At 67.8% G+C, this 22,542-nt stretch carries 24 protein-coding genes; 10 read left to right on the top strand and 14 right to left on the bottom strand.

The window, feature by feature from the left end:
- Window positions 1-46 precede the first annotated feature (46 nt).
- Complete coding sequence (locus ACIO3S_RS09170; protein ID WP_400462046.1) at window positions 47-1,309, top strand: oxygenase MpaB family protein; 1,263 nt, start codon at window positions 47-49, stop codon at window positions 1,307-1,309.
- Between the two features lie 5 nt (window positions 1,310-1,314).
- Here ACIO3S_RS09170 and ACIO3S_RS09175 read toward each other — a convergent pair whose 3' ends face one another.
- From ACIO3S_RS09175 to ACIO3S_RS09190, 4 genes are read right to left on the bottom strand one after another with little or no spacing between them, the layout of a single operon-like run.
- On the bottom strand, window positions 1,315-1,896 hold the full coding sequence (locus ACIO3S_RS09175; protein WP_400462049.1) for a TetR/AcrR family transcriptional regulator: 582 nt from the start codon (window positions 1,894-1,896) through the stop codon (window positions 1,315-1,317).
- A gap of 30 nt (window positions 1,897-1,926) precedes the next feature.
- Window positions 1,927-2,391 (bottom strand): GNAT family N-acetyltransferase, encoded by a 465-nt coding sequence (locus ACIO3S_RS09180; RefSeq protein ID WP_400462052.1) that lies wholly within the window; start codon window positions 2,389-2,391, stop codon window positions 1,927-1,929.
- On the bottom strand, window positions 2,388-2,846 hold the full coding sequence (locus ACIO3S_RS09185; RefSeq protein WP_400462055.1) for a hypothetical protein: 459 nt from the start codon (window positions 2,844-2,846) through the stop codon (window positions 2,388-2,390). The genes ACIO3S_RS09180 and ACIO3S_RS09185 overlap by 4 nt, the downstream gene beginning before the upstream one ends.
- Window positions 2,843-4,273: an MFS transporter gene (locus tag ACIO3S_RS09190; RefSeq protein WP_400462058.1), complete on the bottom strand. Its 1,431-nt coding sequence runs from the start codon at window positions 4,271-4,273 to the stop codon at window positions 2,843-2,845. Before ACIO3S_RS09190 ends, ACIO3S_RS09185 begins: the two co-directional genes overlap by 4 nt.
- 158 nt (window positions 4,274-4,431) lie before the next feature.
- Here ACIO3S_RS09190 and ACIO3S_RS09195 point away from each other — a divergent pair, with 158 nt between their 5' ends.
- The gene (locus tag ACIO3S_RS09195; RefSeq protein WP_160023962.1) at window positions 4,432-4,644 is read left to right on the top strand and encodes a dodecin; all 213 of its coding nucleotides are present in this window, start codon (window positions 4,432-4,434) and stop codon (window positions 4,642-4,644) included.
- Between the two features lie 24 nt (window positions 4,645-4,668).
- On the opposite strand, the gene ACIO3S_RS09200 is transcribed toward ACIO3S_RS09195, so the two are convergent.
- Complete coding sequence (locus ACIO3S_RS09200; protein WP_400462062.1) at window positions 4,669-5,160, bottom strand: Lrp/AsnC family transcriptional regulator; 492 nt, start codon at window positions 5,158-5,160, stop codon at window positions 4,669-4,671.
- A 114-nt stretch (window positions 5,161-5,274) separates the two neighbouring features.
- On the opposite strand from ACIO3S_RS09200, the gene ACIO3S_RS09205 reads away from it, so the two are divergent.
- Both ACIO3S_RS09205 and ACIO3S_RS09210 read left to right on the top strand, forming a co-directional pair.
- Complete coding sequence (locus tag ACIO3S_RS09205) at window positions 5,275-6,459, top strand: trans-sulfuration enzyme family protein (RefSeq protein ID WP_400462065.1); 1,185 nt, start codon at window positions 5,275-5,277, stop codon at window positions 6,457-6,459.
- 101 nt (window positions 6,460-6,560) lie between these two features.
- Complete coding sequence (locus ACIO3S_RS09210) at window positions 6,561-7,058, top strand: hypothetical protein (protein WP_400462068.1); 498 nt, start codon at window positions 6,561-6,563, stop codon at window positions 7,056-7,058.
- Window positions 7,059-7,108: 50 nt separating this feature from the next.
- Here the strand turns inward: ACIO3S_RS09210 and ACIO3S_RS09215 are convergent, their stop codons facing one another.
- The 4 genes from ACIO3S_RS09215 to ACIO3S_RS09230 all read right to left on the bottom strand — a co-directional run bounded on the left by ACIO3S_RS09215 (window position 7,109) and on the right by ACIO3S_RS09230 (window position 10,720).
- Window positions 7,109-8,098 carry a 5'-3' exonuclease H3TH domain-containing protein gene (locus ACIO3S_RS09215; protein ID WP_400462071.1) on the bottom strand — a complete coding sequence of 330 codons (990 nt, stop codon included), beginning with the start codon at window positions 8,096-8,098 and terminating at the stop codon, window positions 7,109-7,111.
- Window positions 8,095-9,531 (bottom strand): glucose-6-phosphate dehydrogenase, encoded by a 1,437-nt coding sequence (gene zwf, locus ACIO3S_RS09220; RefSeq protein ID WP_400462074.1) that lies wholly within the window; start codon window positions 9,529-9,531, stop codon window positions 8,095-8,097. Before zwf ends, ACIO3S_RS09215 begins: the two co-directional genes overlap by 4 nt.
- A gap of 246 nt (window positions 9,532-9,777) precedes the next feature.
- Window positions 9,778-10,407 (bottom strand): hypothetical protein, encoded by a 630-nt coding sequence (locus ACIO3S_RS09225; RefSeq protein ID WP_400462076.1) that lies wholly within the window; start codon window positions 10,405-10,407, stop codon window positions 9,778-9,780.
- 88 nt (window positions 10,408-10,495) lie between these two features.
- Entirely contained in the window at window positions 10,496-10,720 is a 225-nt protein-coding gene (locus tag ACIO3S_RS09230; protein WP_400462079.1) for a hypothetical protein, read from the bottom strand.
- Window positions 10,721-10,941: 221 nt separating this feature from the next.
- On the opposite strand from ACIO3S_RS09230, the gene ACIO3S_RS09235 reads away from it, so the two are divergent.
- Window positions 10,942-11,448, top strand: coding sequence for a mismatch-specific DNA-glycosylase (locus tag ACIO3S_RS09235; RefSeq protein ID WP_400462081.1), 507 nt, complete (start codon window positions 10,942-10,944; stop codon window positions 11,446-11,448).
- A 108-nt stretch (window positions 11,449-11,556) separates the two neighbouring features.
- Here ACIO3S_RS09235 and ACIO3S_RS09240 read toward each other — a convergent pair whose 3' ends face one another.
- The 4 genes from ACIO3S_RS09240 to ACIO3S_RS09255 all read right to left on the bottom strand — a co-directional run bounded on the left by ACIO3S_RS09240 (window position 11,557) and on the right by ACIO3S_RS09255 (window position 15,892).
- Window positions 11,557-12,804: a hypothetical protein gene (locus ACIO3S_RS09240; RefSeq protein WP_400462084.1), complete on the bottom strand. Its 1,248-nt coding sequence runs from the start codon at window positions 12,802-12,804 to the stop codon at window positions 11,557-11,559.
- 247 nt (window positions 12,805-13,051) lie between these two features.
- Window positions 13,052-13,921, bottom strand: a complete 870-nt coding sequence (locus tag ACIO3S_RS09245) for a GIY-YIG nuclease family protein (RefSeq protein WP_400462087.1) — start codon at window positions 13,919-13,921, stop codon at window positions 13,052-13,054.
- A 51-nt stretch (window positions 13,922-13,972) separates the two neighbouring features.
- Window positions 13,973-14,884, bottom strand: a complete 912-nt coding sequence (locus ACIO3S_RS09250; protein WP_400462090.1) for an HAD family hydrolase — start codon at window positions 14,882-14,884, stop codon at window positions 13,973-13,975.
- A 423-nt stretch (window positions 14,885-15,307) separates the two neighbouring features.
- A complete protein-coding gene (locus ACIO3S_RS09255) occupies window positions 15,308-15,892 on the bottom strand; it encodes an STM3941 family protein (protein ID WP_400462093.1) in 585 nt (194 codons plus the stop codon).
- Window positions 15,893-15,948: 56 nt separating this feature from the next.
- Between ACIO3S_RS09255 and ACIO3S_RS09260 the strand changes: the two genes are divergently transcribed.
- From ACIO3S_RS09260 to ACIO3S_RS09280, 5 genes are all read left to right on the top strand, one after another.
- On the top strand, window positions 15,949-16,842 hold the full coding sequence (locus ACIO3S_RS09260) for a hypothetical protein (RefSeq protein WP_400462096.1): 894 nt from the start codon (window positions 15,949-15,951) through the stop codon (window positions 16,840-16,842).
- Between the two features lie 796 nt (window positions 16,843-17,638).
- Window positions 17,639-18,196 (top strand): hypothetical protein, encoded by a 558-nt coding sequence (locus ACIO3S_RS09265; protein WP_400462099.1) that lies wholly within the window; start codon window positions 17,639-17,641, stop codon window positions 18,194-18,196.
- Window positions 18,197-18,461: 265 nt separating this feature from the next.
- A complete protein-coding gene (locus ACIO3S_RS09270; protein ID WP_400462102.1) occupies window positions 18,462-19,535 on the top strand; it encodes a class I SAM-dependent methyltransferase in 1,074 nt (357 codons plus the stop codon).
- Window positions 19,536-19,560: 25 nt separating this feature from the next.
- Window positions 19,561-20,085 carry a 2'-5' RNA ligase family protein gene (locus ACIO3S_RS09275; protein ID WP_400462105.1) on the top strand — a complete coding sequence of 175 codons (525 nt, stop codon included), beginning with the start codon at window positions 19,561-19,563 and terminating at the stop codon, window positions 20,083-20,085.
- Between the two features lie 89 nt (window positions 20,086-20,174).
- Window positions 20,175-20,876 carry a class E sortase gene (locus ACIO3S_RS09280; RefSeq protein WP_400462108.1) on the top strand — a complete coding sequence of 234 codons (702 nt, stop codon included), beginning with the start codon at window positions 20,175-20,177 and terminating at the stop codon, window positions 20,874-20,876.
- A gap of 9 nt (window positions 20,877-20,885) precedes the next feature.
- On the opposite strand, the gene ACIO3S_RS09285 is transcribed toward ACIO3S_RS09280, so the two are convergent.
- A complete protein-coding gene (locus ACIO3S_RS09285; protein ID WP_400462111.1) occupies window positions 20,886-22,496 on the bottom strand; it encodes an ABC-F family ATP-binding cassette domain-containing protein in 1,611 nt (536 codons plus the stop codon).
- Window positions 22,497-22,542 lie beyond the last annotated feature (46 nt).

Raw genomic sequence — 22,542 nt, forward strand, 5'->3', positions numbered from 1 at the left:
AGAACGCGAATTGAAAGCGAGCTCTGGCTCGCATCACGCTGGAGGTATGACCACACTCGCGCAGCAGGGCACCCAACCCACCGGATTCCCCACACGTTTCCGCGAAGGCGAGGCACGCAGCCGCCGTCTCGGGCGGCCGTTGCGCCTCCTGGGCCGCATCGACGAGGTCGACGAGGACCTCATGGAGCGGATCGGGCGGGCGTTCGGCGAGCGGGACGAGGCCGGTGCACGGCTGGCGGAGGCGATCCGGATGCGAGCCGGGACCCCAGGCAAGGTCACGATGACCCATCTGCGTACGGCACTGGAGCACGGTGTCGCGGCGGTGGAGTCCCCACCTCCGGCGCTCGCCGACTTCTTCGCACAGGTCGAGGACACCCCGGACTGGGTCGACTGGGATCTCGTCGACGAGGGCGGCCGCGTGTTCACCCGACTCGGCCAGAATGCGGCCGACGTGCTCCTGCAGCTCTCCCTCATCAGCGGCTACCGGTTCGGCGGGCCGCCGGACCTGCTCGTGGCCACCGGCGGCCTGACCGGCAGCACCACCCGACGGCGCTTGGCCGAGACCCAGCACTGGGCAGTGAGCCTGCGTCGCTCCGGCGGGCTGCGGCCGCCGGGGCCGGGTGCGAGCTCGGGGGAGGCGTGGCGGCTCACGGTCCACGTACGCGCGATGCATGCGCTGGTCAACGCCGGGTTCGAACCCAGGTGGGACACCGGCAGGTGGGGGCTGCCGATCAACCAGGCCGATCAGGCGGCCACGCTGGGCCTGTTCGACGGCGTACTCATCATCGGGTGCCGGGCACTCGGAGTGTCGGTCTCCAGGCGGGACGCCCGGGCGCTGATGCATCTGTGGAAGTACGTCGGCTGGCTGATGGGCGTCGACGAGGACTTCCTCGTCGACGACGAGTGGGAGCGACACCGGATCAACTACCACGTGCTGCTCTCGCAGGCGGCGATCTCCGAGGCCGGCCCGCAGCTGGCGCAGGCCGCGGTCGAGGTCCAGCGGGAGCGCCGCTATCCGGGCTGGCCGGGTCCGCTACAGCGGGTGCGTGGCTGGTACGAGCGGGAGCGGCTCCTCTCGATGCTGACCGTCTTCCTCGGGACCAGGTCGATGCACGAGCTCGGTCTTCCGCAGAGGCCCCCGTGGGCGCACGCCTACCTGCTGCCGCTGAACGTGCTCAGATACCGGGTCCTCGGACGGACCGAGGAAGGCCGGGCTCGCCTGGAGCGGCGAGGTGAGCGAAATGCCGACTCGCTGCTGACCAGCTACTTCGGCTCCGGGCGTGTGGCGGTCGGCGACCTCCCGGAGTGAGTGCGTCAGTCGCGGGTAGCGCCGGGAGGGGTGAGGGCGGCCTGGACGGTGCCGTCGATCAGGGCGGCGGCTTCGGCCGCCTTGATCTCGCCCCGGTAGACGGCGCCGGAGGCGGCGTGCAGGACGCTCTGGAGCAGGGTCAGCTGCCACTCGAGCGGCTGGTCGTCGCGGAAGCTGCCGTCGCGGCGACCGCGCTCCATGAGCGGCTTCCAGCGTTCGATCAGCCCGAGGTGGACCGCCTGGAACTGCTCGTGGGGCATGCTCTGCTCGGCGGCGACGATCAGCGCGCCGTACTGCCGGGTCAGTCGCCACGACGCCTCGAGGAGTCGGCTGAGGGCCGCGCGGGGGTCGCCGTCGAGATCGACCGCTCCGAGGGCCTCGTCGGACTGCTGGATCGCACGTTCGACGACCTGGGTCACCAGGGTCGCCCGGGACTCGAAGTGGCCGTAGAGCGTGACCCGGCCGACGCCCGCTGCTTTGGCGATGTCGGCGATGCTGACGTCGGGATCGCGGGCGAGGCAGGCGGTGGCCGCGTCCATGATCGACTCGATGTTCTTACGTGCGTCGGCGCGCTTGAGGGTCGTCACGGCCGGGAACCTCCCACGAGATGTTGAGCATCAGGGTATCGGCTGCCGTGCGGCCGGCCACGCGCACATCACCTTGGCGCGGACCGTGGCGCCGAGACGTCGATAGAACCGGATCGCGGCGTCGTTGTCGGGTTGTACGCCCCAGGTGATCGTCAGGCCGCCGGCCCGCCTCGCCAGCGCGGTCATCAACAGCCGGTCGACACCGGCGTCGCGATGGCCGGGGCGTACGTAGAGGTCGTCGAGGGCGATGATGTCGCTGCCCGACCACAGGTGCAGGCGGCGTACGGCCGAGACGTAGCCGACCGGTTGCCGGTCGATCTCGGCGAGCAGCACGATGATGTCGGGGCGCTCGAGGTAGCCGGTCCACTGCCCGGCGGTCACGGTGACGGAGCCGGACTGGGCCTGGTGGGCGGCGATCTCGCCGATGAGCGTGCGCACGGTCTCGGCGTCGTCCGGGGTGGCTTCGCGTACGACGACGTCCGGGAGGGTGTTCATGCTGGTTCCTGGTCGGTCGCTGCGTGGGAGTGATGGGCGTGGTGGGCGTGGCTCCCGGAGTATTCGCCGGGGCGCGCGAGCATCGCGACGAGCATGACGAGCAGCATGAGTACGTGACCGAGCAGCATCAGGCCACCGGCATCGATGACTCCGAGCCAGAGGAAGGGAAAGAGGACCACGAAGCCGGCGTACATGGCCGCCGACATCTCGACGATCGGCCTCGGTCCGTGTCCGCGGAAGCGCATCCAGGCAGCCATCGGGATCACCATCGTGGTGGCCATGACCAGCGAGTCGACGTCGGCGCGGTGCACCCACGCGCTCTCCGGTGCTCCGCCGACGGCGAGCAGCCAGAGCGGGTAGAGCAGCATCATCCCGACGGCCATCGCGATGACCATCTGGAGGTAGTGGAGCGCGAACGAGAGCGCGCGAGGTCTGGGGCGGTGGGTCTTGGTCATGACTGGGTCTCCTGGTGAGTCTCTTGGGAATCAGCGGTGGGTGCCTGACGGCCGGGGATCAGCGCCCCGGCGAGGACGGCGGCGAGAGCTGCGATCACGGCCGCGACCAGGTAGGCCCTCTCGAAGCCGTCGGTGGTGCCGTCGACGAGGCTGGCCGCGGCGACGCCGGACATGACCGCCGCGCCGAGCGAGGCGCCGAGCTCGTGGAAGGTGCTCAGGATGCCGGAGGCCACGCCCGCGAGCTGCGGCTCGACCTGGCTCAGCGCGGTCGCGGCCGCGACCACGAAGAGGACGCCGAGACCGGCGGAGCCGATGCTGACCGCGATCACGGTGGACACCGTGCTCATGCTGATCGCGGGTACGACGAGCCCGGCGGCGGCGATGAGCAGCCCGGCGATCCCGAGGGTGCGAGCGCCGACGCGGCCGATGAGCCTCCCGGCCAGCTGCGCGCCGACCATCGTCGCGACGGCGACGGGAAGGAACAGCAGCCCGGTCGCGAGCGGCCCGTGCCCGGCGGCGCTCTGCAGGTAGAACGTCCCGAGGAAGAACACCGACACCATCAACCCGGTCGCGACGAACAGCACGAAGGTGCCGGACAGGACCGGTCGCCGCGTGACCAGGGCAGGGTCGATCAGCGGGTGGCGCGTGCGTCGCAACCAGCCTGCCAGGACGGCGTAACCGGCGATCCCGGCGAGGACGAGCAGGATGGTGCGGCTCGAGGTCCAGCCCTCGTCGCCGGCCTCGATGAAGCCGAGGATCAGCAGCCCGGTGGAGGCGGTGACGATCAGTGCGCCGACGAGGTCGAGACGTACGTCGCCTCCCCAGGTCGGCAGCGGCGGGAGCTGCCGGGCCAGGAGGACCGCCACGACGACGCCGACGGGGACGTTGATCAGGAACACCCACTCCCAACCCGGCCCGGCGGTCAGGGCGCCGCCGAGGAGTACGCCGATCGCCGCCCCTCCGGCGCCGAGCGCCGACCAGACCCCGAGCGCGCGGTTGCGCTCCTCGCCGTCGAAGAGCCGGACCACGATCGAGAGGGCAGCGGGGGAGAGCATCGCGGCCCCGACCCCCTGTGCGACCCGTCCGCCGATGGCCAGCTCCGCGCTCGTGGCGAGGCCGGTGGCCAGCGAGGCGACGGTGAAGGTCGCGAGCCCCGCGAGCACGACGGGCTTCGGGCCGAACAGGTCGGCGGCCCGGCCGCCGAGCAGCATCAGCCCGCCGAACGCGAGCGTGTACGCACTCACCACCCAGGTCAGCGCATCGCGACCCAGGCCGAGGTCGGCGCCCATGTGCGGCAGCGCGATCGCCACCACGGTGACGTCGAGGATCAGCATGAGCTGCGCCAGCCCGAGCAAGCCGAGCAGCCGCCATCGGCGCGGGTCGGGAGAGTGGGCGACGGCAGCGTCGGAGTTGGTGTCTGAGGTCATGGCGCGCCTCCTGAGGGCACAAGTCGTACATCGATGTACGAGATATTAACTCGAACATCGATGTACGACAACGTGGTTTCTCGGAGCGCCGCCCCTTGCACGGTCGGGAGGTCGCGCCCATGGTGGGTACAGCGACCATCGAGAGAAGGGGCAGGATCATGTCTTCGCACACCTACCGCGTCACCGAGATCGTCGGGACCTCCGACGAAGGACTCGAGCAGGCGATCCGCAACGGCGTCGGCCGAGCGAGCAAGACGCTGCGGCACCTGGACTGGTTCGAGGTCACCCAGATCCGCGGACACGTCGATGACGACGACATCCAGCACTTCCAGGTCGGGCTGAAGGTCGGCTTCCGGATGGAGGACGACTGACCGCGCCGCAGCGCTGAAACGGGGCTACGCGGAGGCGCGACGAAGCACGCCCGGCCCCTCGCGCAGCTCGAAGACGAGCTGCGTCTCGGTCTGCCGTACGACCCGGTGGACCGTGACGTGCTGGAGGACGAAGTCGCGCAGCGCCTCGGCGTCCTCGACGGCGACGTGGAGGTGGAAGTCGTCGGCGCCGGCGACGTGGAAGGCCTGGATCACACCGGGGGTTGTCGCCAGATCGTCGTAGAGCTTCTCGACGTGCTCCTTGCTGTGGCTGCCGAGCCGCACCTTGATGACGGCCTGCAGCGGGTAGCCGAGGGAACGGACGTCGACGTCGAGGCGGCGGCCGGTGATGACGCCGTTGTCGCGCAGGGCTCGCAGCCGGTAGGCGCAGGTCGACTCGGCGAGACCGAGGCGCGATGCGAGGGCCTTGTTGGTGAGCTCGGGGTTGCTGCCGAGCTCGCTCAGGATGCGGCGGTCGATGGAGTCGAGGACGGTCGCGGAGGGTTGTTCTTTCGCCAACGATGCCTCCCTGGGTCACGGTCCGAGTTGCTCGAAGATGTCAGTATCAGGCATTCGCTGGGATCTTCGGCAATCGATCTGGCCTGATCTTGTGGTTCCCGCCAGCATCGCACCATGCCGATCGCGAACCACCACCTCGACTCACTCGCCGTCCACGCCGGCCGGGACGACCTGGCGATGCTCGGCGTCCACGCCCTGCCACTGGACCTGTCCTCGACCAACCCGCTCCCCGACATCGAGCGCGGGGGAGCCTCCTACGAGGCCATGGCGACCGGCGGCCAGCCGCTGTCCGACGGCGGGTACGTCTACCAGCGGCTGTGGAACCCCACCGTCGCGCGCTTCGAGTCGGCGCTGGCCCAGCTCGAGCACGCGGAGACGTCGGTCGCGTACGCCTCGGGCATGGCGGCCATGACCGCCGCGATCATCGCGAGCACGTCCTTCAGCGGCAAGCGCCACATCGTCGCCGTCCGGCCGCTGTACGGCGGCACCGACCACCTGCTCGCCTCCGGCCTGCTCGGTGTGGAGGTTACGTTCTGCGCCGAGCACGAGGTCGCCGCGGCGGTTCGGCCGGACACGGCGCTGGTGGTGCTGGAGACCCCAGCCAACCCGACGCTCGACCTCGTCGACATCGCCTCTGTCGTGGCGGCTGCTGGTGACGTACCGGTGCTCGTGGACAACACCTTCGCCACTCCGATCCTGCAGAACCCGCTCGAGTTGGGCGCGGCGATGTCACTGCACAGCGCCACCAAGTACATCGGAGGCCACGGCGACGTCGTCGGTGGCGTGATCGCGTGCGACGAGGAGACCGCTGCCCGCCTGCGTCAGGTCCGCGCCGTCACCGGTGGCCTCCTGCACCCGCTGGGTGCCTACCTCCTCCACCGCGGCCTCGCCACCCTCCCGACCCGCGTCCGCGCCCAGCAGGCCGGCGCCGTCGAGATCGCCGAGTGGCTGCACGGGCACCCGGCAGTCGAGCGAATCTACTTCCCCGGTCGGGACGACGATCGCGGCCTGGTCGGGAAGCAGATGGAGGGCCCCGGCGCCATGGTCACGATCGCGCTGCGCGGCGGGTTCGAAGCAGCCGCCCGCCTGACCTCGTCGGTCCAGCTCTTCACCCACGCGGTCTCACTCGGTGGCGTCGACTCGCTCATCCAGCACCCCGCCGGCCTCACCCACCGCCCGGTCGCCGCTCACGCCAAGCCCTCAGCGAATCTCGTACGCCTCTCGATCGGCCTCGAGAGCCCAGAGGACCTGATGGCCGACCTCGACGCCGGGCTCTCGGGCGTGCCCATGCTCGGCTGACGATCACCAGTTACGGGGATGCGGTCGTTGATGGCGATGGGCAGGCTGATCGTTACTACGAGCTGGATGAGCCAGCACGTGGGCACTCGAGGAGACCTGAAGTGGTCGGACGACGATTCGCAACCTTGCTTGCCGTTCCCATTGCCCTAGCCGCGCTCGTCGCAATCCCTGCCAGTGCCTCGGCCGAAGCAACGGTCGACCGCTTCTCGGAGCCATTCACGGCAGAGCCGGGGGAGGTTGACGACACGTGCGCTGGAGACGGGGTCGTCGGCATTCTGACAGGGGCCGGCACCTTCGCCGGCCAACAAGTCACGACCGACAACGGTGACCACTTCCGCGCGACCATCACGTTCCACACTCGGGTCGACTTCGCCGACGGCAGGTACCTACTCGCGGAGCAGTACGAACACATCGGATCCAACGTCAACCCGATGGTGGGTGTCGTCACGTTCGGCGGCACTCTCCACGAGAAGGGCACGCTGTACGACGCCGGGAACAACGTGATCGGGCATGAGATGTTCCACGCCCGGTTCAGGACGACGATTGTGGACGGCGACGTCGCTGTGGAGTTCGACAGGGGCTTCCTCACGTGCCGGTAGGCGAATGCGAGGCCGCGGGCTGAGCCCGTCGGTCCACTGCGAGCTGAGATCTATGAGACCGTCGAAGCGGGATTCGTGCTCAGCACCCGCTGCGCAACGGCGGTGGTCGCCTCGACGCCGAGGAAGCCGACGACCCGGGTGACCCGATCGATGTCGAGCGGAAGCAGGCCAGGAGTACCGGGGACGTCCGGGGTGAGACGGAGGTCGAGGTCGTCGCGGCAGGTCATCATCCGCAGGTTGAAGTCGTAGCGCTCCCGGGCGCCGGGCGCGGACAGACCGCGGACCACGCGCGCGCCGATGCGGCGTACGCCGGTCTCGGCCGCCCACGCGTCGAGGACCTCGGTCACCTTCCGCCCGTCGTTGTGCGAGATGTCGGCCCAGACGCCCTCCATCGGACCCACCTGGTCGAGGAGCGCGGCGGCGGTCTTCTCGCCGATGCCGCTGACTCCGGGCAGGTTGTCGCTGGCGTCGCCGCGCAGGGCGGCGTACTCCAGATAGCGAGAGGCCGGCACGCCGTACATCGCATACAGCCGGGCGGGGTTGAGCAGGGGAGAGCCGTTGATCCCGCCGTTGATCAGCCGCAGGACCTGGGTGTGCTCGCTGATCAGCGCGAACGCGTCGCGGTCGGAGGTGATGACGACGCAGTTCCACCCGTTGCGGCCCGCCCACGCCGCAGCAGAGGCGTTGACGTCGTCGGCCTCGAGGCCCGGGGGAGTGAGGGTGGCGAGCCCGAGGGCGTCGAGCATCGCGCCGGCGCGGCCGAGCTGCTCGACCAGCATCGGGTCCTTCTCGGCGCGGCCGGCTTTGTAGTCGGGATAGGCGTCCCTGCGTACGGAGGCGGTGCGGTCGTCGAGGCCGAAGAGCACCGCGTCGGGAGCGAAGGCGTCGATCGAGTCGAGGATCTGCCGCAGCATGCCGTGCAGCGCCCATGCGGGCCGGCCGGCACGGTCGATCATGCGGGTGTGCGCCCGGGCATGATGGTTGCGGTGCAGGAGCGATGGGGCGTCGACGACGAGCAGGAGGCGGCGCGAGCCGGTCACGCGTTCCTGCCCAGCCGCCAGCCACCCTCCGGCAGCTCGAGCGCCGACTCCGGGCCCCAGGACCCCTGCGGGTAGCTCTCCACGTCGGGCCGGTGCTCGAGGACCGGCTGGCAGATCTCCCACAGCCGTTCGACCTCGCGCGCGCTGGTGAACAGGGTCCGATCGCCGTTCATGACGTCGAGGATCAGCCGCTCGTACGCCTCCAGCGGTCCGGCGTCCGGTGCGTCCCCCGCGAGGTCGAGGCGGAAGACGCCCTCGGTCAGCGCCATGCCGGGGCCAGGTCGCTTGGCGCGTACGTCGATCTCGATCCGGGGGTCGTCGCTGAGCTCGATCACCAGCTCGTTGGGCTCCGAGGAGCCGGAGTCGGCCGCCTGCAGCCACCGGTGCCGCGGGTCGATGAACCGGATCGTGATCGTCCGCCGCCCGGCCGCAAGCGCCTTGCCGGTGCGCAGGTAGAACGGCACCCCGCGCCAGCGGTCGTTGTCGATCCACGCCTCGATGGCGACGTACGTCTCCACATCGGAGTCGGCGGCGACATCGGGCTCCTCGCGATAGCCCTCGTACTGCCCGAAGACCACGCGCTCGGGGTCCAGCGGCCGCACGGCCGCGAAGGCGGCGGCCTTCGCCGCGCGGATCGCACCTTCGCGGAAGGCGTGCGGATCCTCCATCGCCACGAACCCGAGCAGCTGGCACAGGTGAGTGGTGACCATGTCGCGCAGGCAGCCGGTGCCCTCGTAGAAGCTGCCGCGCCCCTTGACGGTGAGCTTCTCCGGTACGTCGATCTGCACCGACTCGATGCTGTGCCGGTTCCAGGCGGGCTCGAAGAGACCGTTGGCGAAGCGCAGCGCCAGCAGGTTCTGCACCGCCTCCTTCCCGATGAAGTGGTCGATCCGGAAGATCTGCTTCTCGTCGAACGCCTCACTGAGCACCGCGTCGAGCTCGCGCGCCGAGGCCAGGTCGGTGCCGAACGGCTTCTCCGCGACCAGCCGGCTGCGGACGTTGAGCTGCTCGCGGTCGAGCATCGCGACCATCGGCTCCACGGCCTGCGGCGGCACGGAAAGATAGAGAAGGCGCTGTACGTCGCCCAGGGTCTGCCCGCTCTCCAGCGCGAGCCGGTCCTCGGCCTCGTGCACCGCGTCAGCCAGCGCCTTGCCGTCCTCGGCGGAGGAGGCGACGAAGCGGATCCGCTCCAGCAGCGGCCGAGCCACGGTCTCGTCGACCTCCCCGACGAACTCCTTCAGCGCCTGGTGCACGTGGCTGCGGAAGTCCTCGTCGGTGCCCGGCGAGCGCCGCCCGCTGCCGATGATCGCGAGCTGGTCGGGGAGCCGCTTCGCCAGCGCGAGCCGATACAGCCCGGGGAACAGCTTGCGCGCGGCCAGGTCGCCGGTCGCGCCGAAGAGGACGAGTACGTGCGGGGCTGGTTTGGAGGACACATCCTTAGTCTCCGCCACTCGAGGTAATCGTTGCCAGGGACTCGCGCTACCAGGGTGCTTTCAGCTTCGAATCACAGTCCCTGGGCCGGACGCCAAGGCTGCCCGTGAGGCTGCGTTGGCGACGACGCGAGCCTGCCTGGCGACCATGACTCGTCCTGCTTAGATCAACTCGTCGAGTGGCTGACTTGGCGCGGCCGCACATGGTCCGCACCTCGGCTTTTCAGCAGAGTTAAGGGAACGGAAGGTCTAGTTCGTAGGAAGCTTGCCGGGCCGTCGGTTGGGGAGACGGAGCAGATCGTCGACGTACTCCGCGAGCGGAACTGGACCGCTGGCCATAAGGCCCAGAGGTATCTGGATCTCGGTCTCCGGTCCGGAAATGAGCATCTGAACCTTCGGCTCGGGGGTGATCTCGACCCTGTCCAGCGCGTCCCACGGAGCTGACGACGCGCGACGGTAGCCGTGGTAGGTGACGAGGTCGTGCGTGATTACCAGGCGGTTCAGCCTGTACTTGCCGAGCAGCACCATCACGAGCACCGGGAGGCACGCAAGGGCGACGAGGAACGAGACTACGAACATCGTCATCGAGCCTTCCTCGACTCCGTCGCGGAGGACGGCCACTCCGAGCGCGACCGGATAAAGGACGAGACCGACCAGCGCGATCAGCAGCGCGAGCGCGAAGAACAGGGACCCCCGCAACGCGACCTCACCCGGGTTCTCTTCGATCACGAGGACTTCGGAACGACGGCGTGCCATGCTCAGCACCAGCGCCGCGGTCGGAAGCAGGACGACAGCAGCCATCAGCACGGTAGCGATCCGAGCTGGGGTCGAGCCGGAGATCCAGAGGATCCAGAGTCCGAGCCCGAGCCCAGCGATCACCAGCGCGATGAGTACGTAAACGCGAAGGACTGACTTCGACAGGACAGGCGGTGCGACGAACCGTCCGTCCGGGTTTCCTCGCGCCGCTTCAGTCCCAGAACGTGATGGCATCGCCCACTGCCTCCAGACCGTCGTCGATCTTCTCGCGGGTCTCATCCGACACCCAGTTCTCGTAAGCGTATTCGGCGGCAAGACCAACACCGACACCCACCACTGCGGCGCCCGCTGCGACCGCAATGACTGGCGCGCCGACACCGATCAGCGCGGCACCACCGACGACTGCGGCTGCGCCGAGCGCACCGCCAGCACTCACTGGTCCGGAGCTTCTCGACCCGCGTCGTTGGAAGGACATGGGCATCGGGAGCCGGTCCCGCTCATCACCACCCAGCCCGACCAGGCCGATAGGCTGCCTGCGATCGTCGCGAACTGCAGCGGAGGCACGCCACGATGCCTGCCCAGCGGATCTGAGGAAGCGACGGATCGAGGTCAGCGCTTGGCGCTGCACGAAGTGCTGCGACGTGGAACCCTGTCGTCATGCTTCCGGATCTGCTTGCTCCCAACTTGCGCGTCGTCTTCTGCGGGACGGCGGTGGCCACGGCCTCAGCCGAACGCGGCCACTACTACGCGGGGCGTGGCAACAAGTTCTGGCAGCTCCTACATGAGGCAGGGTTCACCTCGCGGCTTCTTCGGCCGGAGGACGATGGCACGCTCACGTCGTACGGCATCGGTATCACAGATCTCGTGAAGAAGGTCGCGCAGAGCCACGATCGGGGGCTCGACTATGGGCGAGCCGGGGAGGTTGCTGCGCACCTCGTCGCCGCGGCGCCGCAGTGGGTTGCTTTCAACGGGCTGACCGCGGGGCGGGCAGCGGCTGTCCAGTTTCGTGTTGCGAACCGCAAGGACGTGACGCTGGGGGAGCAGACATGGCAGATCGGAGATAGTCGGGTCTTCGTCGTACCGAACAGCAGCGGCGCGAATGCTTCCACGCCCTATTCCGAGAAACTCGAGTGGTGGAGCAGGTTCCGCGAGCAGGTCGGCTAGGTCGGTCGCAGGGGCACTCGACTGATCCAGCCGGCGCGTTCGCGATCCTCGGTCCGATATCGAGGCGGCCTCGTCAACATAGAACCGCGTCCGTCGAACAGGCGAGGTTCAATCGTCATTGTCCTCAGAGGTTGAGCGCAGCCGACGAGCGCGCTCAGCGACGCGGTCGGACAGCCTGCCAGTCGTCGACATGGCGCGGCCGAAAGTCTCGGCGCCAAGTCGCCTGGTGGCCTCGATCTTGTCCGCCCCCGTTTCGAGTGCTCTGTCTCGTACCTCGGTGGCAGCTTCTGTCCAACGCTTTGCCTCCAGTGACTCACGATCATGAGTGATTCCGAGTCGCTCGTGGAACTCAAGGATCACGTTTGAGACGTGGTTGCTCGACTGCACAAGGCCGGGCGCCTTGGTCGGATTCAGGAGCACCTTGGTGTTGGCCGTGTCAGCAGCGGCATCCATACGGGCCATCAGACGAGCGGTGCACTGCGAGATGAGATCCAGACGGTTCTTCCTGGCCTTCTCGAGGCCGAGGCGGTGGCCGTCGAGCTCGTCGGGCGATGCGTCCAACACACGGTCCAGCTCGAGGACTGCGATCGCATCTTGTAGGCCGAAGCACCGAGCAAGAACCGCGAGCCACTCCTGCGCCTTGGCCTCGGCGTCCTTCGCAACCTCAGCGAGGTCGCTGACCTTGGACCTCTTCTCCATCTTCTCCGCGAGTGCGTCGAGTTGCCGCAATGCGTACGCCTGGGTCTCGGCGATCGTCCCCGGCATGGTCTGAACCTTGGACCAGGTGATCTCGTCGACACGGCCGCGCTGGTCTCGGATGGTCATGGCTTCCTCGATGACGAAGCCCGCTCCGATCATGCTCGCGAGCACGCTGTCCTTCTGCGCGCGGAGCACATCGTCGACCTTCTCATCGATCGCGGCGAGGTAGTCGGTGATCTCCTCCATGGTCTGCTGCATCGCAAGCTGCGCCATGATCCCGGCTGCGCCGGCGAGAAGCGCGGGGTTCGTCAGGATGGCCCCAGGCTTCGACGTGAACTCGACAAAGCCCTTGATCTGGCCTTTGTTTCCCTTGAGCACACCGGTGCTGAGGCCGCTCTTCGAGCTTGTTCTCAGGCCGTACTTGTCGATTGCTCGTGCGGACTCCTTGGACAGTTTCACCCAGCGTCCTGAGTTGGAGGCGAGCTCGGACCCCGTCTGGGCGGCTGCAGCTCCCGCGTTGAGGACCGCGCCGAGCCGATGCAACCCGAGATCGGTCGACGGCAGTCCCTCTGAGACCAGGAACCGTTCGACTGCGGTCGGGTCCCCGATGACCGCCACGCCGCTGCCGTCGCTGATGAGCTGAATTTCGTTGTCCATCGTCATTCCTGAGGTTTGGGAAGGAGGCGGTTTGCTGCCATGCCTAGACGTCGCGGCCCCGTAGCGCCGCGACGATGCCGACTAGGTGGGAAACCTCGCCATGGGTTCGGAGTCCACCCCGACGCCGCGATCTGTTCCTCTACCCATCCCACGAGAGCCCCGGTCACGAGCAATGAACCTAAACCGAGAGATCGGTTGCGGCCCGTATCTCGCCCGCGAACTGTCCCCAATCTGGGGTAGGCCGCCGTCAGTTCCTGTTGTATCCGTGGGTTCGACTGAGGAGGGCTGCTTTGAAATGTGACTCGGCCGCGTCGACTTCCGCGGTCGGCGTGGTCGGGTCGAAGACTCGCAGGATTGAGAACACATAGTCTTGGGGGTGGGTGGCGTCCGCTGTCGCCAGTTCCTTGAGCAAGACGTTGCCGCCGTGCCCGTCGCGCGCATAGGACGTCCAGCGGCCGAGGAACCTCTCGCTGCCGTCGGCCTTCCCGACGTACAGCTTGCCGGTCTTCTTGTCCGCGATCAGGTAGATGCCCTGCACGGCGGCCAGCGCCGTGCGCCAGCTCGCATATCGGGAGTCGTCAATGACGGCCTGGAGTGTCGGGTAGTCGATGACGAATCGGTCGTATCCAGGGAAAACGACCGCCTCTGGGTCGGCGATCTCCACGACCCGCATCGCCTCGGCTGTCCTCCCAGACTTCGCCCAGTTGATCGTGTCTGACGTCCATTCGACGACGAGCCGGTCTCGTAGGCTGGCCAGCAGATCGGACTGTCGAAGGTCGAACCAGCGGTGTTCTTGCGCCCGCCTCCACGGGATGTGATCGGGGGCGTCGACCAGGCCATGGTTCTCGTACGCGGTGACGAATCGTGACCTGCGACCACCATCAGCGATGAATGTCAGCCACAGTGACGGCGGGTCCGCAGGGAACTTGCCCTTGAGATTCTGTTCACGGGTGTATGCCAGGACCTTGTTGAACGTTATGTCGGCGGGACCACGAAGACCGTCCGGCTTGTATGTGTGGCGCACCAGCAAGGCCGCCGCGTTGTCCACGATGCCAGCCGCGGTCAGAAGATGGCCCAGCGTGAGGTCGAAGTGCTGGGGCTGCTCTGGGGTCGTCACGAAGGCAATCTAGCTACACGCGGACCACCTCGACGACGTTCGGCGGCCCGGTTACAGACCGTTCGCACCGATAGCGGGGGCTGGTGCATCGTCTTCGGGGTGGCTTATTACATCGATAGGTGGTACCTGCGCATCAGCCGTCCAAGCCGTCAAGACGTGTCGGAGGACACCGTCCTCGGCGTTTGAGCCGATGACTCCAGTGGCGGCAGCGAGGACTTCCGACGCGGCGTTGGCGACGGCGTACGCCTGATCCGCTGCCCCGAACATGGGCAGGTCGTTGAGGTTGTCGCCGTAGGCAATGACCTGGTCGACGTCCAGGTAGTCGCGCAGCCAGGCGACGGCATGGGCCTTGGTCGCGCGCGCGGCGCTGAGCTCGAGGTAGGTGTCCTGCGGGTGGTGCGTGTCGATCTGCGCGATGAGCGAGAGCCTGCCATCGGTGGCCGCCGAGATGTCGACGGTCAGGGCCGCGATCGCCGATGCCTCGCCGATGATCGTGGCGTAGAAGATGCCGTTGCGGGGGAGACGGGCCCAGTCCGTGGCCGGCCGAAACCGTCGGTCCCCGACCCTGTCCGCGAGAAAGCGGCGCATCCCTTCGGACCCTTCGCCCTCGACCCACGTCGCCCGCTCGGCTGTCGGCGTGCCGTTGTAGACGATCGGCGGAACCCGATGCTTCTCGCAGAGCCGGATCACGGTGTCCAGGTCGTCCTCCGCCATGCGCTCCTCGTTGAGAATCGCGCCGGTGTGCGGGTCGAGCTGGAACGCGCCGCCGGAGACGGTGACCGGGATCCGCAGGTCGAGCCCATCGGTGACACGGGCCGCGGAGACGTACGAGCGGGCGGTGGCGTAGGTGAACAGCAGGCCGTTGGCGACGAGCTCGTTGATGCCGTCAAGCGTTGATGGCGAGAGCACAGCGCCGGGGCCGAGGAGCGTGCCGTCGAGGTCGCTGAGGATCAAGGTTCTCAAAGCATGCCGTTCTCGTTGGTGATGTCGGTCGTCGTTGATCACGGTGTTGCGTTCAGACCCGCCATGACATCATCAGCGTTCGCTGCCGCCAGCGCGATCCGATTCTCGGGGCAGCCGCATGCTCGCAGGCTGGTCGCGCCGAATATGTACGCCTGGGAGGGAGCGACTTCTGGCCGCCATATCGGATTCGGACCACGACCTCGAACCGTTGGATCGGCAACCCGTCCAACCCCCAACGCTGATCGCTGCAGCCACCGGGCAGTTCGCCACCTCGGCTCCGGGCCGTCCGTACGCGGCAAATTCAATGGCAGGGTGAACGACAACGACACCGGTTTCCGCTGCGCCTCTGTGGGTGATGCCCTGCACTGTTGAAGACCGGTCGGAGTCCACGAGCCAATCAAGGGCCGAGTTAGAGCACGTGGCCTATGGCCGAGTACGACGCATATGGCGCAGACGCTCGATCCAGTTGGCGATCTCGTTGACATCGCCGTGGAGGTTGGACGGGAGCGCCAACGACGCTGTGCCTTGCATCGCCCGATTCACACGCATCAGTCCGCGCAGGAGGAGACCACGTTCAGCCAGCCATTCACGTTCGAACTCGTCGGTGATGTAGAGGATGACGAATCTCGTGCCCTGGACGTCGTTGGTTCCGGTCCCCTCGATGTGGTCCCACGGAACCAGATCCGGCCAGGAGATCATCGTGCCGTGCCACCTACCGACGGAAGGTCTGACCCCGTCGGCGTCGACGACCACGACGCTGGTTCGCACTGCCTGGAGAACCATTGCCGGAGTACAGACAACGCCAAAGAACACGACAGTTGCCCAGCCCCACGCCTGAGCCTCCGTCTCGGAGCCGAAGAGGACGACCCCGAGGCCGATCCCCGTAAAGGCCAGACAAGCCAGCGTCATCAGCCACGGCCGCTTCTTGGAGGTGGCGAACTCGACCCGGCCATCCGCCGCCAGCTTCTCATCCCACAACCTCGAGGCGGCTGCTTTGCTCTTGGACACGGCGGAAGCATGACGCATCGCGCTTGAGGTGGGTCGTGTCTGCGTAGCCTTGCCACTTGTACGTGCCGGTCGAGCGCGTCAATCCGCCCAGAAAGGGCTACCTCCCCGAACGGGTCAGGATGCCGTTCAGCAATGACCTACGTATCCGGGGAAGCGTCCGGGCAGTCATCCGGGACGCACCGCCACAGGGTCTTGGAGGACCTGGCCAAGGTGACCTGGGGGTTCGGCCTGAGGCGCACCGAACAGGTCGCCTGAAAGAGTGCGCTAGAGCGAGGGCAGCCGGGCAGATAAACCGACGCATCGTAAGTCGGGCGGGCGAGAGATCCGCTAGCCCGAGGGCGCTGTCGGACGGCTCTGGCATCATCGTCCACAAGTCAGGTCGACGCCTCGCACGCGTCGCCCGCGATACGTGGAAGGGCCACTTTTCAATGCATCCCCGAGTCAGGGCGTTCGTCGAGGACCTTCATCAGAACCCGCCTGCCGACCTCGGACGATGGCTCGATGAAGGACCTCAGGCTCGACCGGCTCACCTCCGAGAATTCGATCTCGAGGACCTTTCCGACCCCGGGCACGCGCGACGGGTCGAGGTGGCAGAGAAGGTGCTGCCGTATCTCATCGACTTCGCCAGGCACGGCAGGACCATGACCTTCACGGAGTTCGTCGAGTTCGCTGGAGGCGGGAACAAGCGCCTCGTGAACGGCGGCATCCTCAACCCTCTCGCGGCCCTGTGCCTCACCCGAGGACTGCCACCGCTTTGGACCCTCGTCGTCGCCACAGCGACCGGCCTCGGCTCGGGGTACTGGCGTGAACGCGACGATTCGCACAAGGTGACGCGCCAGGAGGAGTGCTTCGCCCACTACGGCGCCGTTCGCCAGCCAGAGACCCCCGTCGGAGACGTGTGTCCCGACTGCTTCACCCAGCGGACCCCGACTGGGGCTTGCTTCTGCTGACTGCGCTCCATCGGCCAGCGTCTTTTGGCCCCGGACCCGGATACCCTCCGGATCCACTGCACTCCGCCGCGAGCTACGACTCGAACCGAGCTCCTACCACGAGACTATGTCTCGGCCATTGCCCGCAGAATCGATTGCCACTTGGGCTTCCCGTAGAGGCAGGGTCACATCCTGGCCGAGGGAACTCGCAAGGACCTTGGCGACGGTGACCCGAAGCCCAGATACCCAATCAGCCGAAGTCGAGAGCTGCAGAACTGCGTCTGGGTGCAGTTGGACGGCTCGACGGACTCGGTAAGTGTCGGAGTCGACAACTAAGAACACACAGGCTGTGAAGTCGGTCGAGCGGAAGACAGAAAACGGACCGACGGACTTCTCAGGGGGTAGCACGATTGACTTGACTTGCAACCTGTCGCCGGTCGCTACCCGAACATCCCAGCTCTTCTGGGATCGTCGATCGACAGTCCCGCCGAATGCCTTGGCAACGAGCAATTCGGCGTAGTTTCCGACGGGCGAGTTGCGCGACCAGACCACCCGGCGATCTGAGAGTTCGTCCAGAATCGCGGAGTACAGGGCCATCAGTTGGGTCGGCGTCCCTGTCCGCAACGTCGGCGCTACTCGCTGGATGAACCGTGCATCGGCACTCGGCTTCTCTTCCACGTGGCGAGTATTGATGACTCGTCAGTCGGTCGTCATGCTCGGGCGCGATCCCAACACGTCATGCCGCCGCCTGTCGGCGCGCCCTCGAGGTCCAGATCGCCGAGACCTGGGGTCGAGAGTGCACTGTTAATGTCGGACCATGACGCCCCCAGAGGCACGCGACGGCGATGAGGCTGACGACGAGGCAGTTGTCACTGTTGAGACCGGCCGCCGGGACCAGCGCCTGATCTGCGAAGGCTGGTTCGCCAGCCACGGCGACGGTGGAACCCCCGGTCCCCACCTGCACCTTCGCACCTCAGACAGAGAGGCAATAGTGCTGCGTACAGACCAGGTGCCAAGTGTCGTATCTGCCTTGACGACGGTTGCTGAGCGCATCGAACGACGTTGGGCCAGTGATGGGGACCAGTACGCCGCTGAAGTGGTGTTGAGGGCTCCTGACCCTCAGGACCCACGCGTGATCGCCAAACGCCGCCGAAGCCGGTTGCAGTTCACGCAGGCGGTCTTGGACAACCTCCCGGACGTCATGCGCTCGCTGACCGAGGCAACGAGCACCGACGAGGCACTCGACACGATCGCGTCGTTGCTCCATATGGATGCGGTGGACGTCATGATTGGTCTGGCCAGATTCGACCTTCTGACGCTCACGCGTCCGGCGACTGAACGGCGCTGTCAACAACTTGACGAGTCCCTGGACTGACCACCGGATCTCCCGCGATTAGCCTCGCCGACGTCAGCGCGTCATTCCGTCGCGAAGGTCTCATCACCCATTTGGGGTTCGGTCGCTTCAGCGACAAGCAGGCCGTGCATGGGTGGGCCCGGAGGGCCTGTGAAGCGGCCAGTCGCGGTCATGGTGCTCCATCCTGGCGTCTTGTTCGTCGTGTAGGGCGACGCGACGTACCTCAAACCAAGTAGGGCTCGAACTGGACTGCTCAGGTGGACGTCGGGCGGCGGATGGTGGATCGATGGACGCATCGCACCAGACGGCAGACGAAGTTGCCGAGCGGCTTTTCGGGTCGCTTCTCGGTACGGTCGAGATTGTCTCGATCTTCATCGGAGACCGGTTGGGGTGGTATCGGTCGCTGGCGGATGAGGGGCCGGCGAGTGCGGTCGAGCTGGCGGGGCGGACGGGGACGCAGGTTCGGTACGCACGGGAGTGGCTGGAGCAGCAGGCGGTGGTGGGGCTGTTGGTGGTCGAGGCGGACGGCGAGCCTGACGAGCGGCGGTTCGCGATCCCAGAAGGCACCGCCGAGGTGATGACCGATACGAGCAGCCTGGCCTATCTGGCGCCCATCGCCCGGATGTTCGGGGCGGTGGGGCCGGCGCTGCCGCAGCTGATGGAGGCGTACCGGAACGGTGGTGGGGTCAGCTGGGATGAGCTCGGGAATGATGCGAGGCAGTCGCAGGCTGATGCGAACCGGCCGTGGTACGAGAAGCAGCTCGGGCCGGCGCTGGCAGGCGTGCCCGAGGTACACGACGTCCTCGCCGCGAAGGGATGTCGGATTCTCGATGTGGGTTGTGGTGGGGGATGGTCGAGCATCGCTCTGGCTCGCGCCTACCCCGATGCCACCGTGCTGGGCATCGACATCGACCAGCCTTCGGTCGACATGGCCGTCGCGAACGCACGCGAGGCGGGGGTCGAGGACCGGGTGAGGTTCGTGTGCCAGGACGCGGCCACCCTTGACGAGGGGACGGTCGACGTGGCCTTCGCCTTCGAGTGCGTGCACGACATGCCTCGGCCGGTCGAGGTGCTCAGCGCGGTGCGGAGGACGCTCGTGCCCGGCGGATCCATGGTTGTGATGGACGAGGCCGTGGCGGACAGCTTCGCGCCGGACGGCGACGAGCTGGAGCGGCTCATGTACGGTTTCAGCCTCCTGGTCTGTCTGCCGGACGGGCTCTCGTCGCCGCCGAGCGTCGGAACCGGGACGGTGATGCGGCCCTCGACGCTGCAGGGCTACGGCGAGGCCGCGGGGTTCAGCGGGTTCGAGGTTCTCCCGGTCGAGGGGTTCGGGTTCTGGCGGTTCTACCGGCTCTTCTGATCTGTCGTGGCGACGAGCTGATCTCATGGCGCTTGCGGTGTGCCAGCTCTTCGACGCTCGGTCCGACCGGCTGGTGCGTGAGCTCTGGGCGCGGTTGGAGGAGGCCGGAGTCCGCACCATGGCGAGCCACACCCACGGCCATCACCACCCGCACCTCTCCTTCGCGGTCCTGCGGACATGGGAACTCCGTCCGGTGCGCGACACACTCGATCGGCTTCCGGAGGGCGAACCGTTCCAGTGCGCCAGTCATGGCTCACTGATCTTTCCGCGTGGCCGGGTGGCCCTGGCGCCCTCCTTCTCAGCCACGGTGGCGATGCGGCAGGACCGTGTCGCGAGAGCGCTCCTCGAGGCCGGAGCAGACCTGCACAAGCACTACCGGCCCGGTCTGTGGGTGCCGCACGTGTCGGTGGCCACTCGTGCCTCGGCGGACCAGCTTCCGGTGATCGTCAACGCCGTCGCCGATGTCCTTCCGCTCGAGCTGCATGCGATTCGTACCGCCTTGGTGGACAGCAGCAGCGGCCGGATCTGGTGGCTGCCCCGGATGCTCTGACCGGCTCTCCTGACCGCATCTGGGCAGATCGGGTCTTGCGGGTCGGCGTACCGTGGCTCGGGAACCAGCAGCTCGCGCGAGGCGGCGCCATGAAGATCGCATTGTCCCGGGTCGTCGGCGCGGTCCTCGGCGCGCTCGTGCTCGGCGGGTGCGGCACCGAGACCCCCTCGGGGAAGGGCACACCGCCGGCACCGTCGAGCTCCCCGCCGGCCACGACATCCTCAACCGCATCCCCGACGGCGTCACCGAGCACCACCGCCCCCGCGCCTCTGTCCTCCGACGGCCGGCCGATGCGCGGGGAGCTGTCCATCCCCGCGATCGGACTGACCGACCTCGAGGTCGTGCCCTACCGCGGGTGGACCGACGACGCCCCCGGGACCGAGATCCAGAACAACGGCGTCGCAGCCAGTCCGTACGGTCCTCGCGGCGGCACCGGGCCGGGCGGGATCGGCAACTACCAGGTGACCGCCCACCGGCTCTCCTCGACGCGGGCGTTCCTCAGGCTGCCCGAGCTCGAACGAGGCGACCGGGTCCGGGTGCGTACCGAGGAGGCGACGTACGTCTATCGCATCACCGGCACCCGGGAGACGTCGTTCCGGTCGGCGGCGTCGCTGCGCGCGCAGCGCGCCGCCGTCCCCGGCAAACCCGGCCAGGAGCCCACCCGCGCGATGATCACGTTGTCGACGTGCGCCACTCCTGAGGATCACGCGGCCGGCAACTACTGGTCCGACGAGTTCGACAATCCCGAGCATCGCATCGACAAGATCGGGGTCCTCGTGGCCGTGCGGTGAGGGCCGCCGTCACCGACCGTCCAGGTCGCGCCGCTGATGCATCCGTCCATCCGCGTCGAGCTCGATGACGGTGTCGATGCCGATCCGCTCCAGGAACCCGAAGTCGTGGCTGACCACGAGCAGCGCGCCGCGGTAGGCGTCGAGGGCCTCGGCGAGCTGCTCGACGCTGGTGATGTCGAGGTTGTTGGTCGGCTCGTCGAGGATCAGTAGCTGGGCGGGCGGGTCGGCCAGGAGGAGGCGGGCGAGGGAGACGCGGAAGCGCTCGCCGCCCGACAGCGTACGCACCGGGCGGTCCACGCTGTCGCCGCGCAGGAGGAGCCGGGCGAGCTGGTTGCGGACGGTGCCGGGCGGCAGCTCCGGTGCCACGCTGCGTACGTTCTCCATCGCGCTCGCCTCGTCGTCGAGTCCGTCGAGACGCTGGGGGAGGAGACCGACCAGGTCGGTGAGGAGCCGGCCGTGCGGGCGGCCTTCCACAGGCTCGGCTCCGCGCACGAGATGCGCGAGAAGCGTCGACTTCCCGGAGCCGTTCGCGCCGACGAGCGCGACCCGCTCCGGACCCTGGATCACGACCGTCCGGCCCTCGTCCTCCAGCTCCGCGATCCGGCGACCGCGCGGCACGCCGGGATCGGGGAGGGTGAGGTGGATGTGCTCCTCGTTGCGTACGCGGGCGCCGGCCGCGTCGGCGGCGGCCTGGGCGGCTTTCACCTTGTCGTCGAGCGTCGAGCGGAGCGAGCCGGCGGACGCCTGGGCCTTGCTGGCACGGTTGCCAGCCAGGATCTTCGGGATCCCGCCGTCCTTCTGGGTCTTCTTCGCGGTCCGCTCACGCCGGGCGAGCTTCGTCTCGGCCTCGATGCGCTGCCGCTTCTCGACCTTGAGCGCCTGCTGGGCTGACCGAGCGGCCTGAAGTGCGGCCGCCTGCTCCTGCTCCTGGTGCTCCTTCCAGGCGCTGTACGGTCCGCCGTACGTGCTCAGCGTGCCGCCGAACAGCTCGGTGGTGCTGTCCATGTGGTCGAGCAGCTCGAGGTCGTGGCTGACGACGACGAGCGTCCCCGGCCAGTGGTCGACGAACTCGGCGAGCTTGGCGCGGGTGGCTCGGTCGAGGTTGTTCGTGGGCTCGTCGAGCAGTGTGATCGGGGTGCGGCGGATGCGCAGGCCGGTGATCGCGATCAGCATGCCCTCGCCGCCGGAGATCTCGGCGACGCGACGGTCGAGATCGGTCGCGGAGAAGCCGATCTGGTCCAGGGCCTCGTCGGCACGGGACTCGATGTCCCAGTCGTCGCCGATCGCGTCGAAGTGGCGCTGGTCGACCTCGCCGGACTCGATCGCCCGGATCGCGGCGAGGATGCCGCCGATGCCGAGCAGGTCGGCGATCGTCGTGTCGCGCCGCAGGGTGAGCGTCTGCGGCAGATAGCCGACCTCGCCCCCGGCGTCGATGTGACCGGACGTCGGTGTCAGCTCGCCCGCGATGAGGCGGAGCAGGGTGGACTTGCCGGCGCCATTGCGACCGATCAGGCCGGTCCGGTCGGTGCCGAAGGTGCCGTTGACTCGTTCGAGCGCGACGGTGCCGTCGGGCCACTCGAAGGTCAGGTCGCGCAGGGTGATGGCAGATGGGGTGGACATGGCTGTGTTCTCTCGTCTCTTCCGTCGAGCGCCGATAGGCGCGACG

Source organism: Nocardioides sp. NPDC087217, assembly GCF_044744805.1.
Classification (GTDB): Bacteria; Actinomycetota; Actinomycetes; order Propionibacteriales; family Nocardioidaceae; genus Nocardioides.